Raw genomic sequence first — 18,844 nt, 5'->3', positions numbered from 1 at the left:
TACAATATGCAATATATCACAGAATGACTCGTTAATAAACTGAAATTTCTAATTTTATTTTTTTATGTATAGTAAAATATTGTAGAGGAGGGGGAGGATATGTTAGCTGGATTTTTAGTTTGTTTATTTGTTGGGTTACTTATCATTTTTTTAGGGTATCAAATACATGTGAAAAAGAGGTTGTTTTTGTTAGCAGGATATCAAGAAGAAACGTTTGTTGGAGATAAAAATAAATTAGCGAAGCTTTCAGGAGCATTTTCTTATATAGTTGGAGTTGCTACTATAATATTACCGCTTGGCTTAGAAAAAATAGGGGGGGGTAGTTGGTATCGTATATGCTATATTAATTGTTTTAGGTACAATTGTATTTATAATTAAAGCAAACCTATTAAATAAGAGTGCTATAAAGTAAAAAGGCTTCATTCTACTGAAGCCTTTTATTAATTATTATGAAGTATAAGTAAAAGCCGGGATAGGATCAATAAATGTATTCCAGTTTTGTTTCATTTCTTTCTCTGTTAATAGACAACTATCTAATGATTGTTCAATTAAAGAACGGTTCATATCAATTCCGATAAATACGAGTTCGGTTATTCGATCTCCATATTGTTTATCCCAGTTTTTCAATACTTCTGGTTCTTCTGTAATCATTTGATTTCTTTCAGTTTCAGGTAATGCCGCTATCCACTCACCGGCTCCTTGAATTGTAATAGAGGAACCTGCTTGAGATAGAAGCCCTATCATATTATTACGAGATGCCAGCCAGAAGAATCCTTTCGCTCTTACAACATCTAAAGGCCATTTTTCTAGCCAATTCATAAGGCGCTTGGGATGGAAAGGATATTTGCGGCGGTAAACAAAGGAATTGATACCGTATTCTTCCGTTTCCGGTGTATGATGGTCACTATTTAATTCTTGTATCCAGCCGGCCGATTGACTGGCTTCTTCATAATTAAATAGATTTGTGTTTAAAATTTCTTGTAATGGTACTTTGCTAAACGAAGATTCAAGAACTTTTGCATTAGGATTTAATTTTTTTAGTAAATGATGAAGCTCTATCACATCTTCTTTTTCTAGCAAATCTATCTTATTAAGAATAATTACGTTTGCAAACTCAATTTGATCTATTAATAAATCAATAACTTCCCGGGTATCATTCTCATCGATTGCTTGTTTTCGGTCTAATAAACTTTCTCCATCTGCAAAATCATCCCAAAATCTATTTGCATCTACAACTGTAACCATCGTATCGAGGCGACAATTTTTCGTTAAATCAATGTTAAGAACTTCGTCTGTATAAGTAAACGTTTGAGCAACTGGAATAGGCTCACTTATACCAGAAGATTCAATAATAATATAGTCAATATCACCATTTTCCACAAGACGATTCACTTCTATCATTAAATCTTCTCGTAGTGTACAACAAATACAGCCATTTTGAATTTCTACTAGTTTTTCCTCCGTACGTGAAAAACCACCCTTTTTTATAAGAGATGCATCAATGTTTACTTCGCTCATATCATTAACGATAACAGCTACTTTTAAGTTATTCTTATTAGTCAAAATGTGATGTAGTAAGGTAGTTTTTCCAGATCCTAAAAAACCACTTAATACAGTGATAGGTACTTTTTTCATGAAATGATCTCTCCTTTAAATCGTAATGATTACGTTTTATATTAAACGATGGGAAAAGAAAAATCAATAATAAATCATAATGATTACGATTTAAGAATAGAAATAGACTATAAAATTTGTGCTGTAGTATGAAGCATTTGGACAAGCACATGTTTACATATAAATAAAATGGAGGCGAGAAGCTTGGTCTTTAATAGAGTTTCAAAAGAAGTAGTAGGCATAGCTCTTATCGCTATGTTTCTCTTTTTATTATTTTTTGTAGATTTTACAAGTCTAGTAAATTTGCATAAAAATATGCCGCAGGAATGGTTGAATGTGAATACGGTATTTTTAAGTATCATTTTTGAAGCAATACCTTTTATTTTATTAGGGGTCATTGTTTCTTCATGTATTCAAGTGTTTGTGACGGAAGATATGATTCAAAAAGTAATGCCGAAATCTCCAATTGTTGCAATGATTCCAGCAGTATTTGTGGGAGTTCTTTTTCCAATGTGTGAATGTGTCATTATACCAATTGTAAGAAGGCTCATTCAAAAGGGGTTACCACTTCATGTAGGCATTGTTATTTTAATGAGTGCACCCATTATGAATCCAGTCGTTCTTTTATCTACTGTATATGCGTTTCCAAAAAATGATTACGTTGTATATGCACGCTTTGGGATAACAATTCTAGTTGCTCTATTCATAGGTCTAATTGTGTATTATTGCTATCGCGAAAGAAATGTTTTAAAAGACGTAGAGGTTTCAGTTCAAACAAGCAAAAAAAAGAGTTGGAAAGATGTTATGAATCACACTGTAGATGAGTTTTTTGATACTGGTAAGTATTTATTGATAGGTGCTTTTTTAGCAAGTGTATTTCAAACGTTTTTTGATCGGAATGTACTGGATGTAGTAGCACATAACGAAGTAATTGCTCCCGTTATTATGATGGGATTTGGTTATGTTTTATCAATTTGTTCTGCAGCCGATGCTTTTATAGCCGCATCTTTTGGACATGTTTTCTCGGTAAAGGCACTTCTCGCATTTCTTGTGTTTGGGCCTATGCTTGATATGAAAAATACGTTAATGCTATTTGCGTATTTTCAAAAGAGATTTGTATTCTTTTTGATAGGAATTGTCATTGTATCTGTGTATACCATTCTGCAAATCATAATGTTATAGGAGGTGAGAAAGAATGGAGAAAGAGGAGCAGAAGGCGTATCATCGCTATATACGTGGCATTATTTTAATTGGTTTAGCAATGCTCTTATTTAAACTACTTGTAACAGGGAATATTTATAATTTTATCGCTCCAAAAATGATTAAATTTACGTATATAGCTTTTGTAGTAATTTTAATTTTTGGTATTGTACAAGTTTGGGGAGATGGAAGAGAAAAACAGCATGATTGTAATTGTTGTAAACATCATACAACATCAAAATCAGGGATAAAAAGTTTCTTTGTATATGTTTTATTTGTTGTTCCGATAGTTAGTGCTTTTCTCTTTGGAAGTGTAACAATTGATGGAAGTTTAGCAGGAAAAAGGGGTATGAATCAAAGTGTACAGTCGAGAAGTCTGGAAAGGAATGAAAAAGAGGGGGAACAGGTTAATTTTGATGGGCGAGAAGTATCCGTTGATCCAGAAGAAACATCAAATTTATCAACGACTTATAAAACGGAAGAGCAAGTAGTAAAAAGTATGTTAGGACAGCGTAAACTACAAGTAAAGGATAAGGACTATGTTCAAACAATGAATGTAATTGGTCAAAATGTTAATTGGTTTAAAGGGAAAGAAATTACATTCTTAGGGTTTATATATAAGGATAAAGATGTGACGGGTAATAAAGTAGTAGTGGCTCGATATGGCATAACTTGTTGTATTGCGGATGCATCAGTCTGGGGGATGATTGTTACCGGGAAAAATATTGAAAAAATTCCAGAAGAAACATGGGTGAAAATAACAGGATTATTAGATGAAACGATATATAAAGGAACAGTCTTTCCACTTGTAAAAGTAAACAAAATCGAGAAAATTAATAAGCCAACTGATCCATATGTATATGATGCTTTACCTCAATAGAAAAGAATAAATTCTTCATATTTTCATGAAATAGAATCATAATCATGGCGATAAAAAAATAAAGATAAGAGTAATTTGGTTTGTTAAAAATATGTGCAGAAGGAGTTATGCGATGAACTGGGTTACTCATAAACCATCATTTGAATTTGAAACATTTAGTCCTATTATTCGGTCACAATCTGCTTGGAGTGGACATTTAGATTTTGCATATGACTTAGTACGATTTGAAAAACCAGAAACTTTAGTTGAGTTAGGTACACATTTAGGAGCCTCCTTTTTTAGTTTTTGCCAGGGAGTAAAAGATGGAGGGTTATCGACTAAATGCTTTGCAGTAGATACTTGGGCTGGAGATGGGCATACAGGTCCATATGGAGAAGGGGTTTTTCAAATAGTAGAGAAAGTAGTGAGCGATAACTACCTTAATATAGGAAATTTAATTCGATCTACTTTTGATGATGCTGTAGACCGGTTTCAAGATGAAACGATAAATCTTTTGCATATTGATGGCTATCATACGTATGAAGCTGTTTCTCACGATTATAATACATGGATACCGAAAGTCGCGAAAAACGGTATTGTATTATTTCATGATATTGAAGTTAGAAGTAGTGATTTCGGCGTGTATAAGTTTTGGGATGAGGTAAAAGCGAAGTACCCTCATTTTCAATTTGCGCATTCATATGGACTGGGAGTGTTATTTCCGAAGGGTTGTAGTGATAAGTTTGAGGAAATACTTAAAAATAAAGAAGAAATACAAAATATGTATAAATAAAGGTAGGGCATGCATCATTTTAATGATGTGTGCCCTATTTTTGTGTGGGAAATTATGGTGTTAATTAAAAAGTTAAGATAGTTGTAAAAAGTTTTGTTGCAGCAAATATTAAAAAAGTTAGTATGGGATTGTTCTTTGTAAATAAAGTGAAGCTTTAATACGTTCATGTCAATCCGGGATTTTACAGTAGTTAATTTCTTAACTAATTGCTTTGCACTTACTGAATTTTAAGGCGTAGGTCTTATTGGCCGGAAATATCGGGATAAATAAAAATACAACATTTTTTATATTTTTCATTGCGAAAAACGTAATCTACTTTTACAATAGAAAGGGTTGTGAATATATTATACTGGAAAAATAAATCGAAATAATATGAAAATTTTGTTTTGTCTTCGCTAATTGTATATTACATACATGTAAGACGACATACGTCATGTTATCGACTTGTAAGGAGAGAAAAAAATGAAAAGTGTAAGATTACCATCGATGCTAGAAATCATAGTTCTTTTATTACTATTTCTTGCTGTTGTCTTTTCCTTCCAAACGATTTTTGATCTCCCAATTCAATTAGCGCTATTTATTTCATGGTTTTTAGTAATTGCGCTTGGATTAAGATTAGGATTTCGTTATCAAGAATTGCAAGATGCAATTACGAAAGGGATTTCTAACGGATTAGAAGCAATACTGATTTTAGTTGCAGTAGGTGCTTTAATTGGAACATGGATTGCTGGTGGGGTAGTACCAACATTAATCTATTATGGATTAGAATTTATTCACCCTAGCATATTCCTATTAGCAACATTAATTATTTGTTCTATAACTTCTATCGCAACAGGAACGTCTTGGGGAACAGTGGGAACAGCAGGTATTGCTATGATGGCGATTGGTGAAGGACTTGGTTTACCACTTCCGCTTGTTGCTGGTGCAGTTCTTTCAGGAGCTTATTTCGGCGACAAATTATCACCACTTTCTGATAGCACAGTTCTTGCAGCTTCTATGGCGAAAGTAGATGTTATTGCTCACGTTCGAGCTATGCTCGTATTAGATGTTCCGGCTTATATTATTACTAGTATTATGTTTACTGTAGCTGGTTGGATGTATGGCGGCGATAATGTAGATTTGAATCGAGTGGAATTTTTAAAAGAAGCTTTATTAAAGCAATTTGATATTAAAATATGGATGCTTGTTCCGGCGGTCATTGTTATCGTTCTATTAGCGATGAAGAAACCGTCTATGCCAACAATTGCAATGGGAGCTTTAATTGGTGCAATTTGGGCAACTCTTTTCCAAGGGATGAACTTTGGAGAGGCGATTGGAACAGCTTATAACGGATTCTCAATTCAATCTGGTGTTGAGTTTGTTGACAAGTTATTAAACCGTGGTGGAATTAACGGCATGCTTGGCTCAGTAGCCGTTATTATTTTCGGTTTAGGATTTGGTGGATTACTTGAAAAATTAGGTGTTTTAAAAGTAATCGTATCAAAATTCGAGAAGAAATTAAATTCTGCAGGTAATGTAACATTGTCTACCTTAATCGTGGCATTCTTAGCTAATATATTTGGTTGTGCGATGTATGTATCACTAATTTTAACACCAAAAATTATGGAAGATAGCTATGATAAATTAAAAATAGACCGTCGTGTATTAGCGCGTAACTCAGAAGTAGGTGGAACGTTAACTTCAGGTATGGTTCCATGGTCTGATAATGGTATTTTTATGGCTGGTATTTTAGGTGTAGCAACGTTCTCATACGTTCCGTTTATGTGGTTAAGCTTCGTATCGTTAATTTTAGCAGTTATTTACGGATATACAGGCAAATTCATCTGGTATGTAGATGATGCAGATAAAGGAAAGCAAGCATCATAAAATAAAAATCACCTTCTACAATATGTAGAAGGTGATTTTTTTATTTTTTAATAGCATTTGCTAAAGTAATTTCATTCTCATATTTAGCAATTTTTTGTTGTATCTTTTTTAAGTTTTTTTCAGTGTCTTGCATGAGCTGTAAGACATTGGTCTCCTGTTGTTTCATTAATTCTAACCTTTGAAGGATGGTAGATTCTCCTTCCATAGACCAGTCGATAAATTGTTTTATTTTTTGAATTGGCATACTGGTGTTTTTTAAACACAAAATCATTTCTAAATATTTCAGTGCTTCTTCATCAAAAACTCGATCTCCTTTTTCGTTTCTTTGCAGAAAAGGAAACAGTCCTTGTTTATCGTAATAACGTATTTGAGAAATAGTTAAATGTTGCATTTTGGCGACTTGCCCAATTGTATAATACATATCATTCATCCTTTTATTACCAAGGTATAATGCCATCTTTGTTAAGTATTTTACCATTATAGTTTGTTTCACTTAATGCATATTTAATAATAATTTTAGCACTTTCAGTGGTTGTATGGCCACCGGGGGAATTTCCATTAAGATCCGTAGTTGTAAAACCAGGAGTTACCCCAAATACTTCTGGACCGTTAGTGGCAAATTCTTTACTAAAAGCTAATGTTAAAGCATTAATAGCTGTTTTGGAAGAATTATATCCTAGTGTATTAATTGGATGTGTTTCACCATTAGCAAACATTGTTAGTGAGGCCATGTCAGTTGTTACATTTAGTATTTTACTGTTGCTCGAATTCTTTAATAATGGTAAAAAGGCTTGCATCATTTGGAAAGTTCCAAAAAAATTAACTTCAAATCCTTGGCGTAAAGTTTCAATATTTAATTCACTAGGTAGTATATTGAAGTCTAGCGCTATGCCTGCGTTATTAATTAATAAATATAAGTGGTCAGTCGTTTCGTAAATTTTCTTTGTTGCTTCTTGAATGGATTGTGAATTTGAAATATCTACTTGAATATAGGAAACGTTTGAAACATTTAAAGATTCTACGGCTTGTTGTCCAAGTTGTTCATTGCGAGCACCTAAAAATACGTGATAATCTTTTTCTGCTAATTGACGAACAAGTTCATATCCAATTCCTTTATTTGCACCTGTTATAAAAGCATATTTTTTCATATTGAATTCCTCCAGTAGTGTTATAGTAGGTTACAATGGAAAGGATACAGCCTAAACTTAAGTTTAGGTCAAGAGGAATTTTTTAAAATAAATATAGAATATCTATATATAAGAGTGAGAATTCTTATCATTTAAGAGAAAGTCTGTTATTATAAGAGATGTAGGTATTATATTTTCAAGGGGATGAAAACATGGAGTACAGAATTGAAAGAGATACATTAGGAGAAATAAAAGTTCCAGCTGATAAATTATGGGCAGCACAAACACAACGTAGTAAAGAAAACTTTCCAATTGGAACAGAGCAAATGCCGCTTGAAATTGTAAAAGCATTTGCAATTTTAAAGAAGAGTGCAGCACTTACCAATCAAAAATTAGGAAAGCTATCAGAAGAAAAAGCAGAAGCAATTGTTGCAGCAGCTGACGAAGTCATTGCAGGGAAATGGAATGAACATTTTCCGCTTGTCGTATGGCAAACAGGTAGTGGTACACAGTCAAACATGAATGTGAATGAAGTAATTGCAAATCGTGGGAATCAAATTTTGAAAGAGAAGGGATCTGAGGTACATATTCATCCGAATGATGATGTGAACATGTCACAAAGTTCAAATGATACATTTCCAACGGCGCTTCATGTAGCTTGTGTAATCGCAGTAGAAAATCACGTATTACCAGCAATTACGAAATTAAAAGAAACTTTAGCAGAAAAAGTAACTGCATTTGAACATATTATAAAAATTGGTCGTACACATTTACAAGATGCAACGCCGTTAACTTTAGGGCAAGAAATTAGCGGATGGCACCGTATGCTTGAAAAAACAGAGCGTATGATTGCAGAGAGTAATACATATATGAAAGAGTTAGCAATTGGTGGAACTGCGGTTGGAACAGGTATCAATGCTCATCCTAAATTTGGTGAGATGGTATCAGAGGAAATTAGTCAATTTACAGGTAAACAATTCGTTTCTGCACCAAATAAGTTCCATGCATTAACGAGCCATGATGAAGTTGTATATACTCACGGTGCATTAAAAGCATTAGCTGCAGATTTAATGAAGATCGCTAACGATGTACGTTGGCTTGCAAGTGGTCCACGTAGTGGTCTTGGAGAAATTATTATTCCAGCAAATGAACCGGGAAGCTCTATTATGCCAGGGAAAGTAAATCCAACGCAAAGTGAAGCATTAACGATGGTTGTAGCGCAAGTGATGGGGAATGATGCAACAATCGGATTTGCTGCGAGCCAAGGTAACTTTGAGTTAAATGTATTTAAACCTGTTATTGCCTATAACTTCTTACAATCAGCTCACTTATTAGCGGATGCAATTGTTTCGTTTAATGACAATTGTGCAGTTGGTATTGAAGCAGATGAAGAAGTAATTAATGAAAATGTGAATCGTTCACTAATGCTTGTAACAGCGCTAAACCCACATATCGGATATGAAAATGCAGCGAAAATTGCGAAGCATGCTCATAAAGAAGGGTTAACTTTAAAAGAAGCAGCATTGCAATCTGGGCTACTAACAGAAGAGCAATTTGATGAAATTGTAGATCCAAAGAAAATGATTGCTCCAAAAGAGTAATAGAGAAAGCCAAGGTTCTTAGTATAGAATCTTGGCTTTTTTGATGTTCATTTTTATGTTTCATCTACTTGCAATACTACAAGCTTCAAAATATATTATTTGTTAGCAGGCGTATTCATTACTTTCATCTGTGGGCAGTTCTCTTTTAAGAGTGAAATGAATTTTTCTTCTTCTAGTGGTACGAAAGTGGTCACTGAGTCAAATAAATTGTAATGGATTTCTAATTGTTGTCTAGTCCATTTTTTTGAATGAAGTTTTTTACCAGAGTATTTAACGTGACGAATATCTTCAAATGGAATTTCAGTATGAAAAATGAAACCGTGTTTTACAACAAGAGATGATTCCGTTATGTTGTAGTGAGAGAAATAGAATGAAGAAAGATTCACGATGTTTAATAGCATCATGAGGGTGAAAAAAATAGAATTTTCATTTTGGAAGAATAGCGAAATGAAAAAAATAATTATAAATAATGTAATGAAAATGACGTGGAATGGATTTTTTTTCGCTTTAAACTTCAAGTTAGTCACCTCAGTATACTTGTCCTTTAACTAAATTAAATCATAACATTGTGATAAAACGTATGAATATGCAGAATTGCATATTCATACGTTTTATTATTCATGTAAAATTTCTTGATGGGATAAATTCAAAAGAAGTTTTGTAATAGTGGAGTGGCATAAAGTGACTTACAAGAATAGAAAGATAGCGTTAGTCATAATTAGTTGTATGATCATTATGAGTAGTTGTGCTAATAAATTTGTTGAAGATAGAAATCGAAAGCATACATTTGTACAAGCAAGTAAGGTTTTAGTAGAAACTGTAAATAAAATATATAAAAAGTAAAGGATGTTTTCTTATACGAAAACATCTTTTTTGTAGTTAAAATTGAATACTGAAGTTTTGGAATGAGTGAATACCGGTTTCATATTCACTAATCGCATATGTATTCTGTGCAATTTACTTAACGGTAAACCATAGGTCTTGAAGAATATTCATGTTCTATTTTACATCCTATAAAATGAATTTGTATAAACATATTCGCTTTTCGTTGTATTAAATCCTTTCGATAGATGTTTTTATAAAAGTTTATAAAATGGGCAAACGAAACGTTGAAATGTTTGTTTGTGTTGTGATAAGATGATGAAGTGATAATAAACGATATAGTGATTTGTTTGGTTTTTAAATAAACATTTTGAAGGAGTGTTTAGTATGAGCGATATTTCAGAGAAGTTTTGGGATGCGTCAATAGAGGAATTAAAGAAAGGGTATGTGTTTGATGAAGAAAAAGAGGGGTACATTTGCTTAGCTTGTGGTGAAACATTTATTAAAGGTGTTATTTATCAAGATAATCAAGTTTTGTATGAAGCAGAGAAGTTCGTCCAATTGCATATTCAAAATGAGCATACGTCTATGTTTGATTATTTGTTAAATATGGATAAGAAATTTACTGGTTTAACGGATTTACAAAAGAAAATGGTTCAGTTTTTCCATATGGGACTGAATGATAAAGAAATTGTAAAAGAGATGGATGGCGGAAGTACATCAACAATTCGTAATCATCGATTTACACTGCGAGAGAAAATGAAGCAAGCAAAAGTATTTTTAGCGCTAATGGAATTATCAGAAGAAAAATCAAAAGTACAAACGAAATTTGTGCCAATTCATAGAACAGCAACGATGGTGGATGATCGATACAATATTACGGAAGAAGAAAATGATGAAGTATTAAAAGCTCATTTTACAGAAGGATTAGATGGACCTCTCTCTAAATTTCCGAAGAAACAAAAGCGTAAATTAATTATATTGCGCCATTTAGTGAAGAAGTTTGATAGTAATAAAAAGTATACTGAAAAAGAAGTAAATACAGTGATAGAAAATGTATACCCTGATTTTGTAACTTTAAGAAGATATTTAATCGAATATGGATTTTTAGATCGAACAGCCGATGGAAGTCAATATTGGGTGAAGTTATAATCATACGAAAAGAAAATGAATAGAAGCACAGTATTATAACAACTATACAAAGAGATAGAGATTGAAAATAGATGTTTAATAAAAGGAGAAATGAAATTTGAAACCACCTGCAGATAACAATAAAGAAGGTGCGGAGTCACATAAGTTGGAAAGTGAGAGTAAACCGATTTGGAAATCGATGTCGATGTTTTTAGTACCGTTATTATTAAGTAATGTACTACAATCAGTTGGACAATTATTTGGTATGGTAGTAGTAGGAAGATGGCTTGGAGTTAATGATTTAGCGGCTATATCAGCATTCTTCCCATTATTTTTCTTGCTCGTTTCATTTGTAATTGGTATCGGTTCAGGAAGCTCTATTTTAATTGGTCAGGCGTTTGGTGCTAAAAACGAAGATCGTTTAAAAGCTATCGTTGGTACGACGTTGACGTTTACCTTTATTATTGGAGTTGTGTTGGCGATAATAGGCAGTATTTTTGCGATGGATATTATGCGTCTAATGGGAACGCCAGAAAATATTATTGAAATAAGTGTACATTATGCACGGATTTTATTTATATCGATGCCAGTATTATTTTTATATTTCGCATATACAACATTTATGAGAGGTACAGGAGATTCTAAAACGCCATTTTACTTTTTAATTGTAAGTACAGCGCTAAATATGATCTTATTACCGATTCTTATTTTTGGATGGTTAGGAGCTCCGAAATTAGATGTGTATGGAGCGGCCTATGCATCTGTTATATCTACAGTTATTACGTTTATTGTCATGCTTGTGTATTTAAAGAAGAAAAATCACCCATTACAACTAGATGGAACGGTTAGAAAATACCTTCGAATGGATGGGGAGTTATTAAAGCTATTACTAAGGCTCGGTATTCCAGCGAGTATTAATATGATATTAGTTTCATTATCTGAAATTGCCGTAATCGCATTTGTAAATCGTTACGGTTCGGATGCAACAGCTGCTTACGGCGTTGTGAATCAAGTTGCAAGTTATGTACAAATGCCAGCAGTTAGCCTTGGTATTACAGTTTCCATTTTTGCGGCACAATCGATTGGTGCGAATCAATTTGATCGATTACAGAAAGTTGTGAAGGCCGGAATTATTATGAACTACGTCATCGGTGGTGTGTTAATATCTCTTATTTACGTATTCTCAAGAGACATTTTATCACTATTTTTAACGAGTCAAACTACAATTGAAATTGCTCATAGCTTAGTTATGATTACATTATGGAGTTATTTAATTTTCGGTCATGCACAAATTATTAGTGCGACAATGCGAGCGAGCGGTACAGTACTTTGGCCAACTGTTATTGGAGTTGTTTCAATTTGGCTTGTAGAAGTACCCGTAGCATATTATCTTTCTTACCATACAAGTCTTGGAATAGAAGGCATTTGGATCGGGTATCCAGCAGCATTTATTGTCAGCTTAATATTACAGTATGCATATTATAAGCTTTCATGGCAAAAGAAACGAATTACACGATTAGTTAGTTAAATAGAAAAATGTCCCTAAGTTATTAGACTTAGGGACATTTTTTCGTAAGTTCAGGTTTATAAATAGCTTTTTAAAGTTATATCAAAATGTTGTCTAATGAGTGTTTTATCACTCATATAAAACTCCCATGCTTTTTCCGATTCACCGATAATCTCAAAGGATTCCTCTGTAATATATAAAGCGCAATTATCCTCCAGTGCAATTCCTTCTATATTCCCTTGATGATTTTGTAAAAAGGAATGGAAGGCGTTCATTCTGTTTAATTGATTATAATGTGGACAGAATCTTTTATTAACAATTCCCCAACCGTTACTCTCTATATAACCAGAACCCTCATAATCTGATCGGATACTAGACGTGAACCAACACATAGCACCAGCGCTATAACCAGCAATAAGTGTTCCTTGTTGCAGAGCCAATAATAATTTTTCATCGAGTCTATGTTCTTTCCATTGCGTAAGCATGTGAATATAGTTCCCGCCACCTAGATAAATTAAATCGGCTGAATGAATCATCTCGTCTATTTCATACTTAGAAGGTGAATCTGTTGTAATGCGTAAAATTTGTACTTCACAATGTAATTGTTTTTCAAACGTGTCTAAAAATAATTTTATATAGCTTTCATCATCATGACTAGCCGTTGGAATAAACAATATTTTTGGGTACTGTTTATTTGTTAATTCTATAAGGCGTTCATTAATAGGCAAGTGATTTGAATCTTGTAAATCACCGCCACCAATGACAGCTAATTTCATAGTAAAGCACCACCTAATTATTTTTGTTATATAAAAATTCGATAGAAGAGAGTTACATTCCTTCCGTAATGTAATCAATAATTAGAAAATGTAGCTTAAGTATATCGGAATAGTAAAGAAACTACTGACTATATATACCAATGCATTAGAAACCATACATTGATATATAATATTTCATACTAATGTTTCAAAATATGGGAAAAATATGTTTAAATAGATATAATGACGCATTGATTCATATTGAATTTATACTTATATTTTAAAAGGGTATCGGAAATAATAGCGATTTTTTAAAACAGTTTTTACTTTTAATAGGAAGTTGTATTACAATATGTTAAAATTATTTCAATATATTTATTTAATATGAAATACAAAGAAGGAGCGTGAAAAAAGTGGATTTTCGATTTGAATTTACAACGAAGCTGAAAGAATACTTAGACGATGAGAAGGATGAAAAAATAATAAAAGATGGACACAGAGATGTAATTTTTCACTATTTATATGCGTTAGAGACTGAAATTGGCGTTGTTAAAAATCCTAATTTTACTTTTTTTGCATCAGGAAGACGTTCACATATAGTGTTAGAAAACGTTGAATTTAAAACAGAAGTAAATGTAAAAAGTAATATAATTGAAATTACAAAAATAGTGGATAATGTAGCTATTCCGTTAGATACTATCGTAGCGAAAGATCGGGAATTATTTGCACTTGGACGTAATGAGAAGTTTAGTGTACAAATATTAGAGCAGTATCTTTTTGATACATTTGGAGAAAAATTAGGTTTAAAATGAATGGAATAGCCTATGTATTTATGGGTAGTTAATTTTCATATATATCATTTACGTTTGACCTTTCATTTAATTTATACTACAATTCGTAGTGTGAAAGGAGTTGTACAATGTTTACTCAAAACTATAAGTTAAATGAGCGCGGGTTAAATCATTTCTTTGGACCGCTTGAAGCGAAAATTATGGAGATTGTTTGGTCTAGCGATGGTATTACTATTAAAGAAGTGCAGCAGAAATTAAGTGAAGAATCACCTGTGAATTTTAACACTGTTATGACAGTTATGAACAGGTTAGTAGAGAAATTACACTTAGAAAAACAGACTGTGAAAAGAAGTGGTATATATCGTGCTGTACAAACAAAAGAAGAATTCTTATCCAATCAAACGAAGAAAATGACACAGGAATTGATGGGGGAATTTGGAGATTTAGTTGTAAATCATATGTTAGATGAGTTAGAGCAGGCTGATCCGACTTTAATAAAAAAGTTAGAAGACAAATTGAGTCAGTTAAAAAGAGAGGATTAATGAAATGAAATGGCAAATGCGTAAAATCGTATTGTTAGCAGTAATTGTTAGTACCCTCTTTTTCAGTATGTTAGTGTATTACGTTACATATCCATTTCTGTTTCAAAATAAGATGTTCCTTCTTTCAAATTTTTGCTTGTTCCAGTTAGAAAAACATATGAAAGAATTATCGCTGATTCGTATTATAATCGCTGGATTATTATTACTTACTGTATTAATCGTGTGCAAAAGAATTTGGCGACAATTTTTCTATAGTAAAAAATTACAAAAAGTACTTATCCCTTTTAATCGAAAAGGAAAGCAAATATATATATTGCCGACCGAGGAAGTTGCGGCATTTACAATTGGGTTATTTCGTCCGAAAGTTGTCATGTCAGAAGGGATGCTGCAAACATTCTCAGATGAAGAAATGGATGCGATTATTTTTCATGAAGAATATCATCAAACGAATAGAGATCCATTAAAATTATTTTGTTTTACATTATTAGCAGAGGGAATGATATACATCCCGATATTAAAAGGGCTATTGCAGCGTTATCATGTGTATCAGGAGTTAGCTGCCGATAAGTATGCAATGCGAAAAATGGAATCTAAATTCGAGTTAGGCAGTGCATTATTAAAATTAATTAAAATAAAGACGATGGAAAATCGATGTGTTACAGCTTCATTTGCAAAAACAGCAATAAATTTACGAATCGAGCAAGTGTTACATGAAAAAGTTGTTAAGCTTACGATTCCGTTACATACGAATTCGGTATATGTAACAGTAGGTTTATTCTGTATGTCGGTTGTACTTATTGTCGGAGAGTGCATATAGCCTCTTTTTTTAAGAATAAACACTACTCATTGTAGTGTTTTAGGGGGAATAAAATGAATGCAGCAGATTTAACAATTTGGCTTGTGGCTGGGGCGGGAGTATTGTCATTTATATCACCGTGCTCTTTACCGCTATATCCATCTTATTTATCTTATATTACAGGTGTGTCTATTCAAGATTTAAAAGAAAATCGTGGGATTATGCAAAAATCAGCGATTATACATACAGTATTTTTTATGATCGGATTTTCGGTTATATTTTACGCGTTAGGTTTATCGGTAAGTTGGATTGGAATAACATTTTCATCTAACCAAAAATTGATTCAACAAATTGGTGGGATTTTTATTGTTTTAATGGGGCTATTTATGACGGGCTTGTTTCAGCCTAAGTGGCTTATGGCAGAGAAAAAGGTGCAGTATAGAAGTAAATCGACTGGATATATTCGCTCGATTTTAGTCGGTATGACATATGCAGCCGGTTGGACGCCATGTGTTGGACCGATATTTTCAGCTGTACTCATGCTTGGCGCGACGAATCCTGAAGGGGCGCTTCTTTATATTACAGCGTATACTCTTGGGTTTGCGGTTCCATTTTTCGTGATGGCATTCTTTATTGGGAAGGTAAAATGGATTGTTACATATGCCAATGTCATGATGAAAATTGGCGGTGGAATGATGATTGTAACAGGTATTTTATTGTATACAAATCAAATGACGAAAATTACAGCATTCTTTATTCGTCTATTCGGTGGATTTACAGGTTTTTAAAAATGAGGAGGAAGAAAAGTGAAGAAACTAATTGCTATTATATTAGTAGGTGCTCTCGTTTGGGCGGGGGTTAACTTTTATAATTCAAAGAAAGAAGAAAAGGAAAGAAAAGCAAAGCAAGCAGAGTTACAGGAGAAAGAAGTATTACCACAAGTCGGTTTTAAAGCACCTAGCATCACATTAAAAGGATTAGACGGAAAGTTGCAGTCGTTAAATGATGCTAAGGGAAAACCATATATTATTAATTTTTGGGCATCATGGTGTGGGCCGTGTGAAATGGAGGCACCTGATTTAGTTCATATGTATGATAAATATAAAAAGGATGTTGAAATTTTTGCGGTGAATGCAACTGTTAGTGACCCAGTACAAGAAGCAAGCGCATTTGCTAATCGCTATGGGTTTGAGTTTCCTGTTCTATTAGATATGGACGGAGTAGCTGGACTAGATTATAAAGTATTCTCTTTACCGACGACATTTTTTGTTAATAAAGATGGAATTATAGTAGATCATGTACGAGGTGTATTACCACCAGATCAATTAGAAAAGAAATTTAAGAAATTGATTGAGAATTAAAAGGAGATTTCGTGACGATGGAGTGGATCGTGAGGTTACAACCCATATCTCTTATAATTGGAAGTCTATTTGGATTTGTGTTGATGAAACGAAAGATGAGGCATCAAAATGTATCATATGAAAAAATGATGGATGCCGTAACAAATGCTTTTCTTATCATCGTATTTGTATGGAAGTTTGCACCATCAATTTTAAATCCTGTATGGGCCTTTGGGGCGCCAGTGCAAGCAATATTAGCTGTTGGAAGTATGCAATATATTGTAGTAGGATGCGTAATTGCAAGTGTATACATTGTTTGGAAAAGTAAAAAGGAACAATTTTCGCTTCGTATTTTACTTGATGTACTCCCTTTTGGATTGTGTGTGTGCATTATCTCTTATTTTCTATTTCATCATGAAGTAGGTGCACAAACGACACTAGCATGGGGAATGAAAATATATGAATCTAAACTATTATATCACCCTATTTTCGTATACGAGATCATCCTTGCTCTTTGTATAATGGGCTTGTTATGGATGAAAAATGAAAGGCTCGGAAATGGAAAGAATATAAGTGTTTTTCTAATTGTTGAGGGGTTTGCTCAAATTATTATTTCGCTTGTTAGTGAACAAAATTCGGTTCAGTTTGGTCTATCAGCACAGCAAATAATGAGCTTTTGTATTATTAGTTTAGGGATTTTGTTGGTGCCGAAAAAATAAATGATAGCCATGTACAGAGAGTATCTGTGTATGGCTATCATTTATAAGCGTATTTCTTCATCATATGCTAAATCATTATATTGTAGAAATCTAAAAACCCCTTTATTAGGGGTTTTTAGGTTTCTATAGGTCTGCATGTGTTTCTTGTTTATCTGTATCCCATTTTGGAAGTTGTTTTGCTTGTTGATTTTCAGTGAAATTATTAAAGCCAAAAGCAAGTATGCATGTAAAGGTTAAAATAGCTAAACTAATCTTTTTCATTATCTTAGTGCCTCCTTAGTTAATAATTTTTGTTTTGCTTCGTAAGTTTTGAAAAAATATTTTTGAGATTTCTCTATTTTATTCACTTTATGAAATTCTACTGCTAATAATTCGTAATATTCTTGTGCATAATCGTATAATTCTTTACTGTTAAAATATGTAGTGCCTGCAATGATTGCGTTTTCTAAGTCGTCTAGAATACCAGTGTGTTGTGTTTTTAAGATAGTGAAATGGTGTTTATATTCTTGATTATTTAATTCATTACAAATTTCTAAGCCTTTTTGAACCCAATCGTTTGCAAGTTCTTTTTCATTTAAACTAAAATGTTCTTTGGCTTGTAGAAAATTGGCTTTTAGGTGTTTAGGTAATTTGTTTGTAACTATTGTAAGATGTCTAATAGCAAGGGTTGATAGATTTTGAGAAGAGTAGAGCCAACCTAAGTTATTTCGAACTTTTAAGATTAGTGTATCGTCTTTCAGCTTTTGTAAAATATTGATTGCTGAATTATAGTTCTCTTCGGCTTGTTCGAATTGTTTTAAATAAACAGAACATGACCCTAAAATGTTTTCGCATAGAGCTATTTTAATTTCATAACGTGGATATTTTGAGAAAATCTCTTTCGCTTGATTTGCATAATTGATTGCTGTAAGTGGTTTGTTTGTATGGTGATTAAATATAGCAAATTTATATTTATATTCAGCTTCTTCTAGTTCGCCTGGTACATGTTTTAAAAGGGATTCAGCTTTTTCGTATTCTTTTTTTGCTTCATCATAATTCCCAATAATGGTAGCATGTTCAGCTTTAAAAAAGTGATAATAATAAGTAATAAAGTCTTCAGTTATTGGATTGTCTAAACGAACAATTTGACTAAAAGTATCATACTTAATGTTTGTCCAATCGGTTAGGACCTTATATTTAAAGTTTAGTAGGGAGTAGTAAAGCGATAGATTTTGATCAGCTTCAATTTTATTAATCTGTTTCTCTATTTTTTCTTTTAATTGTTTCGCTTCAATTAATTGCTCCGCTACCATTACTTGATATAAAATGTTTAATTCGTTGACAATCTGTTCATGCCCTTTTAATAACACACTCATTATATATTCCCCCATCCGATAAAAGT

The 18,844-nt window shown here is 32.8% G+C and carries 21 protein-coding genes and 1 pseudogene; 15 read left to right on the top strand and 7 right to left on the bottom strand.

The window, feature by feature from the left end; all coding sequences use genetic code 11:
• Positions 1-99: 99 nt before the first annotated feature.
• Positions 100-412: pseudogene (locus MKY38_RS13405) on the top strand (DUF3784 domain-containing protein).
• Between the two features lie 35 nt (positions 413-447).
• On the opposite strand, the gene MKY38_RS13400 reads toward MKY38_RS13405, so the two are convergent.
• On the bottom strand, positions 448-1,635 hold the full coding sequence (locus tag MKY38_RS13400; protein WP_006923257.1) for a GTP-binding protein: 1,188 nt from the start codon (positions 1,633-1,635) through the stop codon (positions 448-450).
• Positions 1,636-1,803: 168 nt separating this feature from the next.
• Here MKY38_RS13400 and MKY38_RS13395 point away from each other — a divergent pair, with 168 nt between their 5' ends.
• From MKY38_RS13395 to nhaC, 4 genes are all read left to right on the top strand, one after another.
• Positions 1,804-2,796, top strand: a complete 993-nt coding sequence (locus MKY38_RS13395; protein ID WP_002023790.1) for a permease — start codon at positions 1,804-1,806, stop codon at positions 2,794-2,796.
• Positions 2,797-2,809: 13 nt separating this feature from the next.
• On the top strand, positions 2,810-3,694 hold the full coding sequence (locus tag MKY38_RS13390; protein WP_341049130.1) for a TIGR03943 family putative permease subunit: 885 nt from the start codon (positions 2,810-2,812) through the stop codon (positions 3,692-3,694).
• Between the two features lie 112 nt (positions 3,695-3,806).
• Positions 3,807-4,466: a class I SAM-dependent methyltransferase gene (locus tag MKY38_RS13385; protein ID WP_001104667.1), complete on the top strand. Its 660-nt coding sequence runs from the start codon at positions 3,807-3,809 to the stop codon at positions 4,464-4,466.
• A gap of 462 nt (positions 4,467-4,928) precedes the next feature.
• Complete coding sequence (gene nhaC / locus MKY38_RS13380; protein WP_000843992.1) at positions 4,929-6,332, top strand: Na+/H+ antiporter NhaC; 1,404 nt, start codon at positions 4,929-4,931, stop codon at positions 6,330-6,332.
• A 40-nt stretch (positions 6,333-6,372) separates the two neighbouring features.
• On the opposite strand, the gene MKY38_RS13375 is transcribed toward nhaC, so the two are convergent.
• Together MKY38_RS13375 and MKY38_RS13370 are read right to left on the bottom strand one after the other, a co-directional pair.
• Positions 6,373-6,753, bottom strand: coding sequence for a MerR family transcriptional regulator (locus MKY38_RS13375; RefSeq protein WP_016122254.1), 381 nt, complete (start codon positions 6,751-6,753; stop codon positions 6,373-6,375).
• A 16-nt stretch (positions 6,754-6,769) separates the two neighbouring features.
• Entirely contained in the window at positions 6,770-7,480 is a 711-nt protein-coding gene (locus tag MKY38_RS13370; protein WP_078385195.1) for an SDR family NAD(P)-dependent oxidoreductase, read from the bottom strand.
• A gap of 191 nt (positions 7,481-7,671) precedes the next feature.
• Here MKY38_RS13370 and fumC point away from each other — a divergent pair, with 191 nt between their 5' ends.
• Positions 7,672-9,060, top strand: a complete 1,389-nt coding sequence (gene fumC, locus MKY38_RS13365) for a class II fumarate hydratase (RefSeq protein WP_049108328.1) — start codon at positions 7,672-7,674, stop codon at positions 9,058-9,060.
• A 95-nt stretch (positions 9,061-9,155) separates the two neighbouring features.
• On the opposite strand, the gene MKY38_RS13360 is transcribed toward fumC, so the two are convergent.
• Positions 9,156-9,578, bottom strand: coding sequence for a PH domain-containing protein (locus tag MKY38_RS13360; RefSeq protein ID WP_000669066.1), 423 nt, complete (start codon positions 9,576-9,578; stop codon positions 9,156-9,158).
• Positions 9,579-9,741: 163 nt separating this feature from the next.
• Between MKY38_RS13360 and MKY38_RS13355 the strand changes: the two genes are divergently transcribed.
• The 3 genes from MKY38_RS13355 (at position 9,742) to MKY38_RS13345 (ending at position 12,541) form a co-directional block, all read left to right on the top strand.
• A complete protein-coding gene (locus MKY38_RS13355; RefSeq protein ID WP_070180023.1) occupies positions 9,742-9,903 on the top strand; it encodes a hypothetical protein in 162 nt (53 codons plus the stop codon).
• 366 nt (positions 9,904-10,269) lie between these two features.
• Positions 10,270-11,034, top strand: coding sequence for a DUF2087 domain-containing protein (locus MKY38_RS13350; protein WP_078385197.1), 765 nt, complete (start codon positions 10,270-10,272; stop codon positions 11,032-11,034).
• A gap of 97 nt (positions 11,035-11,131) precedes the next feature.
• On the top strand, positions 11,132-12,541 hold the full coding sequence (locus tag MKY38_RS13345; RefSeq protein ID WP_000804124.1) for an MATE family efflux transporter: 1,410 nt from the start codon (positions 11,132-11,134) through the stop codon (positions 12,539-12,541).
• Positions 12,542-12,597: 56 nt separating this feature from the next.
• On the opposite strand, the gene MKY38_RS13340 is transcribed toward MKY38_RS13345, so the two are convergent.
• Positions 12,598-13,296, bottom strand: coding sequence for a peptidase E (locus MKY38_RS13340; RefSeq protein ID WP_000762111.1), 699 nt, complete (start codon positions 13,294-13,296; stop codon positions 12,598-12,600).
• 392 nt (positions 13,297-13,688) lie between these two features.
• Here MKY38_RS13340 and MKY38_RS13335 point away from each other — a divergent pair, with 392 nt between their 5' ends.
• The 6 genes from MKY38_RS13335 to MKY38_RS13310 all read left to right on the top strand — a co-directional run bounded on the left by MKY38_RS13335 (position 13,689) and on the right by MKY38_RS13310 (position 17,463).
• Positions 13,689-14,087, top strand: coding sequence for a DUF3942 family protein (locus MKY38_RS13335; RefSeq protein WP_000347525.1), 399 nt, complete (start codon positions 13,689-13,691; stop codon positions 14,085-14,087).
• A 107-nt stretch (positions 14,088-14,194) separates the two neighbouring features.
• A complete protein-coding gene (locus MKY38_RS13330) occupies positions 14,195-14,608 on the top strand; it encodes a BlaI/MecI/CopY family transcriptional regulator (RefSeq protein ID WP_065224055.1) in 414 nt (137 codons plus the stop codon).
• A gap of 4 nt (positions 14,609-14,612) precedes the next feature.
• On the top strand, positions 14,613-15,425 hold the full coding sequence (locus MKY38_RS13325) for a M56 family metallopeptidase (RefSeq protein WP_065224056.1): 813 nt from the start codon (positions 14,613-14,615) through the stop codon (positions 15,423-15,425).
• 53 nt (positions 15,426-15,478) lie between these two features.
• Positions 15,479-16,192 (top strand): cytochrome c-type biogenesis protein CcdA, encoded by a 714-nt coding sequence (ccdA, locus tag MKY38_RS13320; RefSeq protein ID WP_000990443.1) that lies wholly within the window; start codon positions 15,479-15,481, stop codon positions 16,190-16,192.
• Positions 16,193-16,210: 18 nt separating this feature from the next.
• Positions 16,211-16,765, top strand: a complete 555-nt coding sequence (locus MKY38_RS13315; protein WP_000733187.1) for a TlpA family protein disulfide reductase — start codon at positions 16,211-16,213, stop codon at positions 16,763-16,765.
• A gap of 17 nt (positions 16,766-16,782) precedes the next feature.
• Positions 16,783-17,463, top strand: a complete 681-nt coding sequence (locus MKY38_RS13310; protein ID WP_065224057.1) for a prolipoprotein diacylglyceryl transferase family protein — start codon at positions 16,783-16,785, stop codon at positions 17,461-17,463.
• Between the two features lie 123 nt (positions 17,464-17,586).
• On the opposite strand, the gene MKY38_RS13305 is transcribed toward MKY38_RS13310, so the two are convergent.
• Both MKY38_RS13305 and MKY38_RS13300 read right to left on the bottom strand, forming a co-directional pair.
• Positions 17,587-17,724 (bottom strand): hypothetical protein, encoded by a 138-nt coding sequence (locus MKY38_RS13305; RefSeq protein WP_000724010.1) that lies wholly within the window; start codon positions 17,722-17,724, stop codon positions 17,587-17,589.
• Positions 17,724-18,818 (bottom strand): response regulator aspartate phosphatase, encoded by a 1,095-nt coding sequence (locus tag MKY38_RS13300; protein ID WP_000114846.1) that lies wholly within the window; start codon positions 18,816-18,818, stop codon positions 17,724-17,726. The genes MKY38_RS13305 and MKY38_RS13300 overlap by 1 nt, the downstream gene beginning before the upstream one ends.
• Between the last annotated feature and the right edge of the window lie 26 nt (positions 18,819-18,844).

The organism is Bacillus sp. FSL R5-0585 (assembly GCF_038004545.1).
GTDB classification, from domain to species: domain Bacteria; phylum Bacillota; class Bacilli; order Bacillales; family Bacillaceae_G; genus Bacillus_A; species Bacillus_A cereus.
The sequence above is the reverse complement of the archived record's forward strand: the minus strand, read 5'-3'. Positions and strand labels throughout refer to the sequence as shown.

Coding starts and splice junctions, on each gene's coding strand:
- MKY38_RS13400 (WP_006923257.1), bottom strand. CDS start 1,635: ATGAAAAAAGTACCTATCACTGTATTAAGTGGTTTTTTAGGATCTGGA.
- MKY38_RS13395 (WP_002023790.1), top strand. CDS start 1,804: ATGGAGGCGAGAAGCTTGGTCTTTAATAGAGTTTCAAAAGAAGTAGTA.
- MKY38_RS13390 (WP_341049130.1), top strand. CDS start 2,810: ATGGAGAAAGAGGAGCAGAAGGCGTATCATCGCTATATACGTGGCATT.
- MKY38_RS13385 (WP_001104667.1), top strand. CDS start 3,807: ATGAACTGGGTTACTCATAAACCATCATTTGAATTTGAAACATTTAGT.
- nhaC (WP_000843992.1), top strand. CDS start 4,929: ATGAAAAGTGTAAGATTACCATCGATGCTAGAAATCATAGTTCTTTTA.
- MKY38_RS13375 (WP_016122254.1), bottom strand. CDS start 6,753: ATGTATTATACAATTGGGCAAGTCGCCAAAATGCAACATTTAACTATT.
- MKY38_RS13370 (WP_078385195.1), bottom strand. CDS start 7,480: ATGAAAAAATATGCTTTTATAACAGGTGCAAATAAAGGAATTGGATAT.
- fumC (WP_049108328.1), top strand. CDS start 7,672: ATGGAGTACAGAATTGAAAGAGATACATTAGGAGAAATAAAAGTTCCA.
- MKY38_RS13350 (WP_078385197.1), top strand. CDS start 10,270: ATGAGCGATATTTCAGAGAAGTTTTGGGATGCGTCAATAGAGGAATTA.
- MKY38_RS13340 (WP_000762111.1), bottom strand. CDS start 13,296: ATGAAATTAGCTGTCATTGGTGGCGGTGATTTACAAGATTCAAATCAC.
- MKY38_RS13330 (WP_065224055.1), top strand. CDS start 14,195: ATGTTTACTCAAAACTATAAGTTAAATGAGCGCGGGTTAAATCATTTC.
- MKY38_RS13325 (WP_065224056.1), top strand. CDS start 14,613: ATGAAATGGCAAATGCGTAAAATCGTATTGTTAGCAGTAATTGTTAGT.
- ccdA (WP_000990443.1), top strand. CDS start 15,479: ATGAATGCAGCAGATTTAACAATTTGGCTTGTGGCTGGGGCGGGAGTA.
- MKY38_RS13310 (WP_065224057.1), top strand. CDS start 16,783: ATGGAGTGGATCGTGAGGTTACAACCCATATCTCTTATAATTGGAAGT.
- MKY38_RS13305 (WP_000724010.1), bottom strand. CDS start 17,724: ATGAAAAAGATTAGTTTAGCTATTTTAACCTTTACATGCATACTTGCT.
- MKY38_RS13300 (WP_000114846.1), bottom strand. CDS start 18,818: ATGAGTGTGTTATTAAAAGGGCATGAACAGATTGTCAACGAATTAAAC.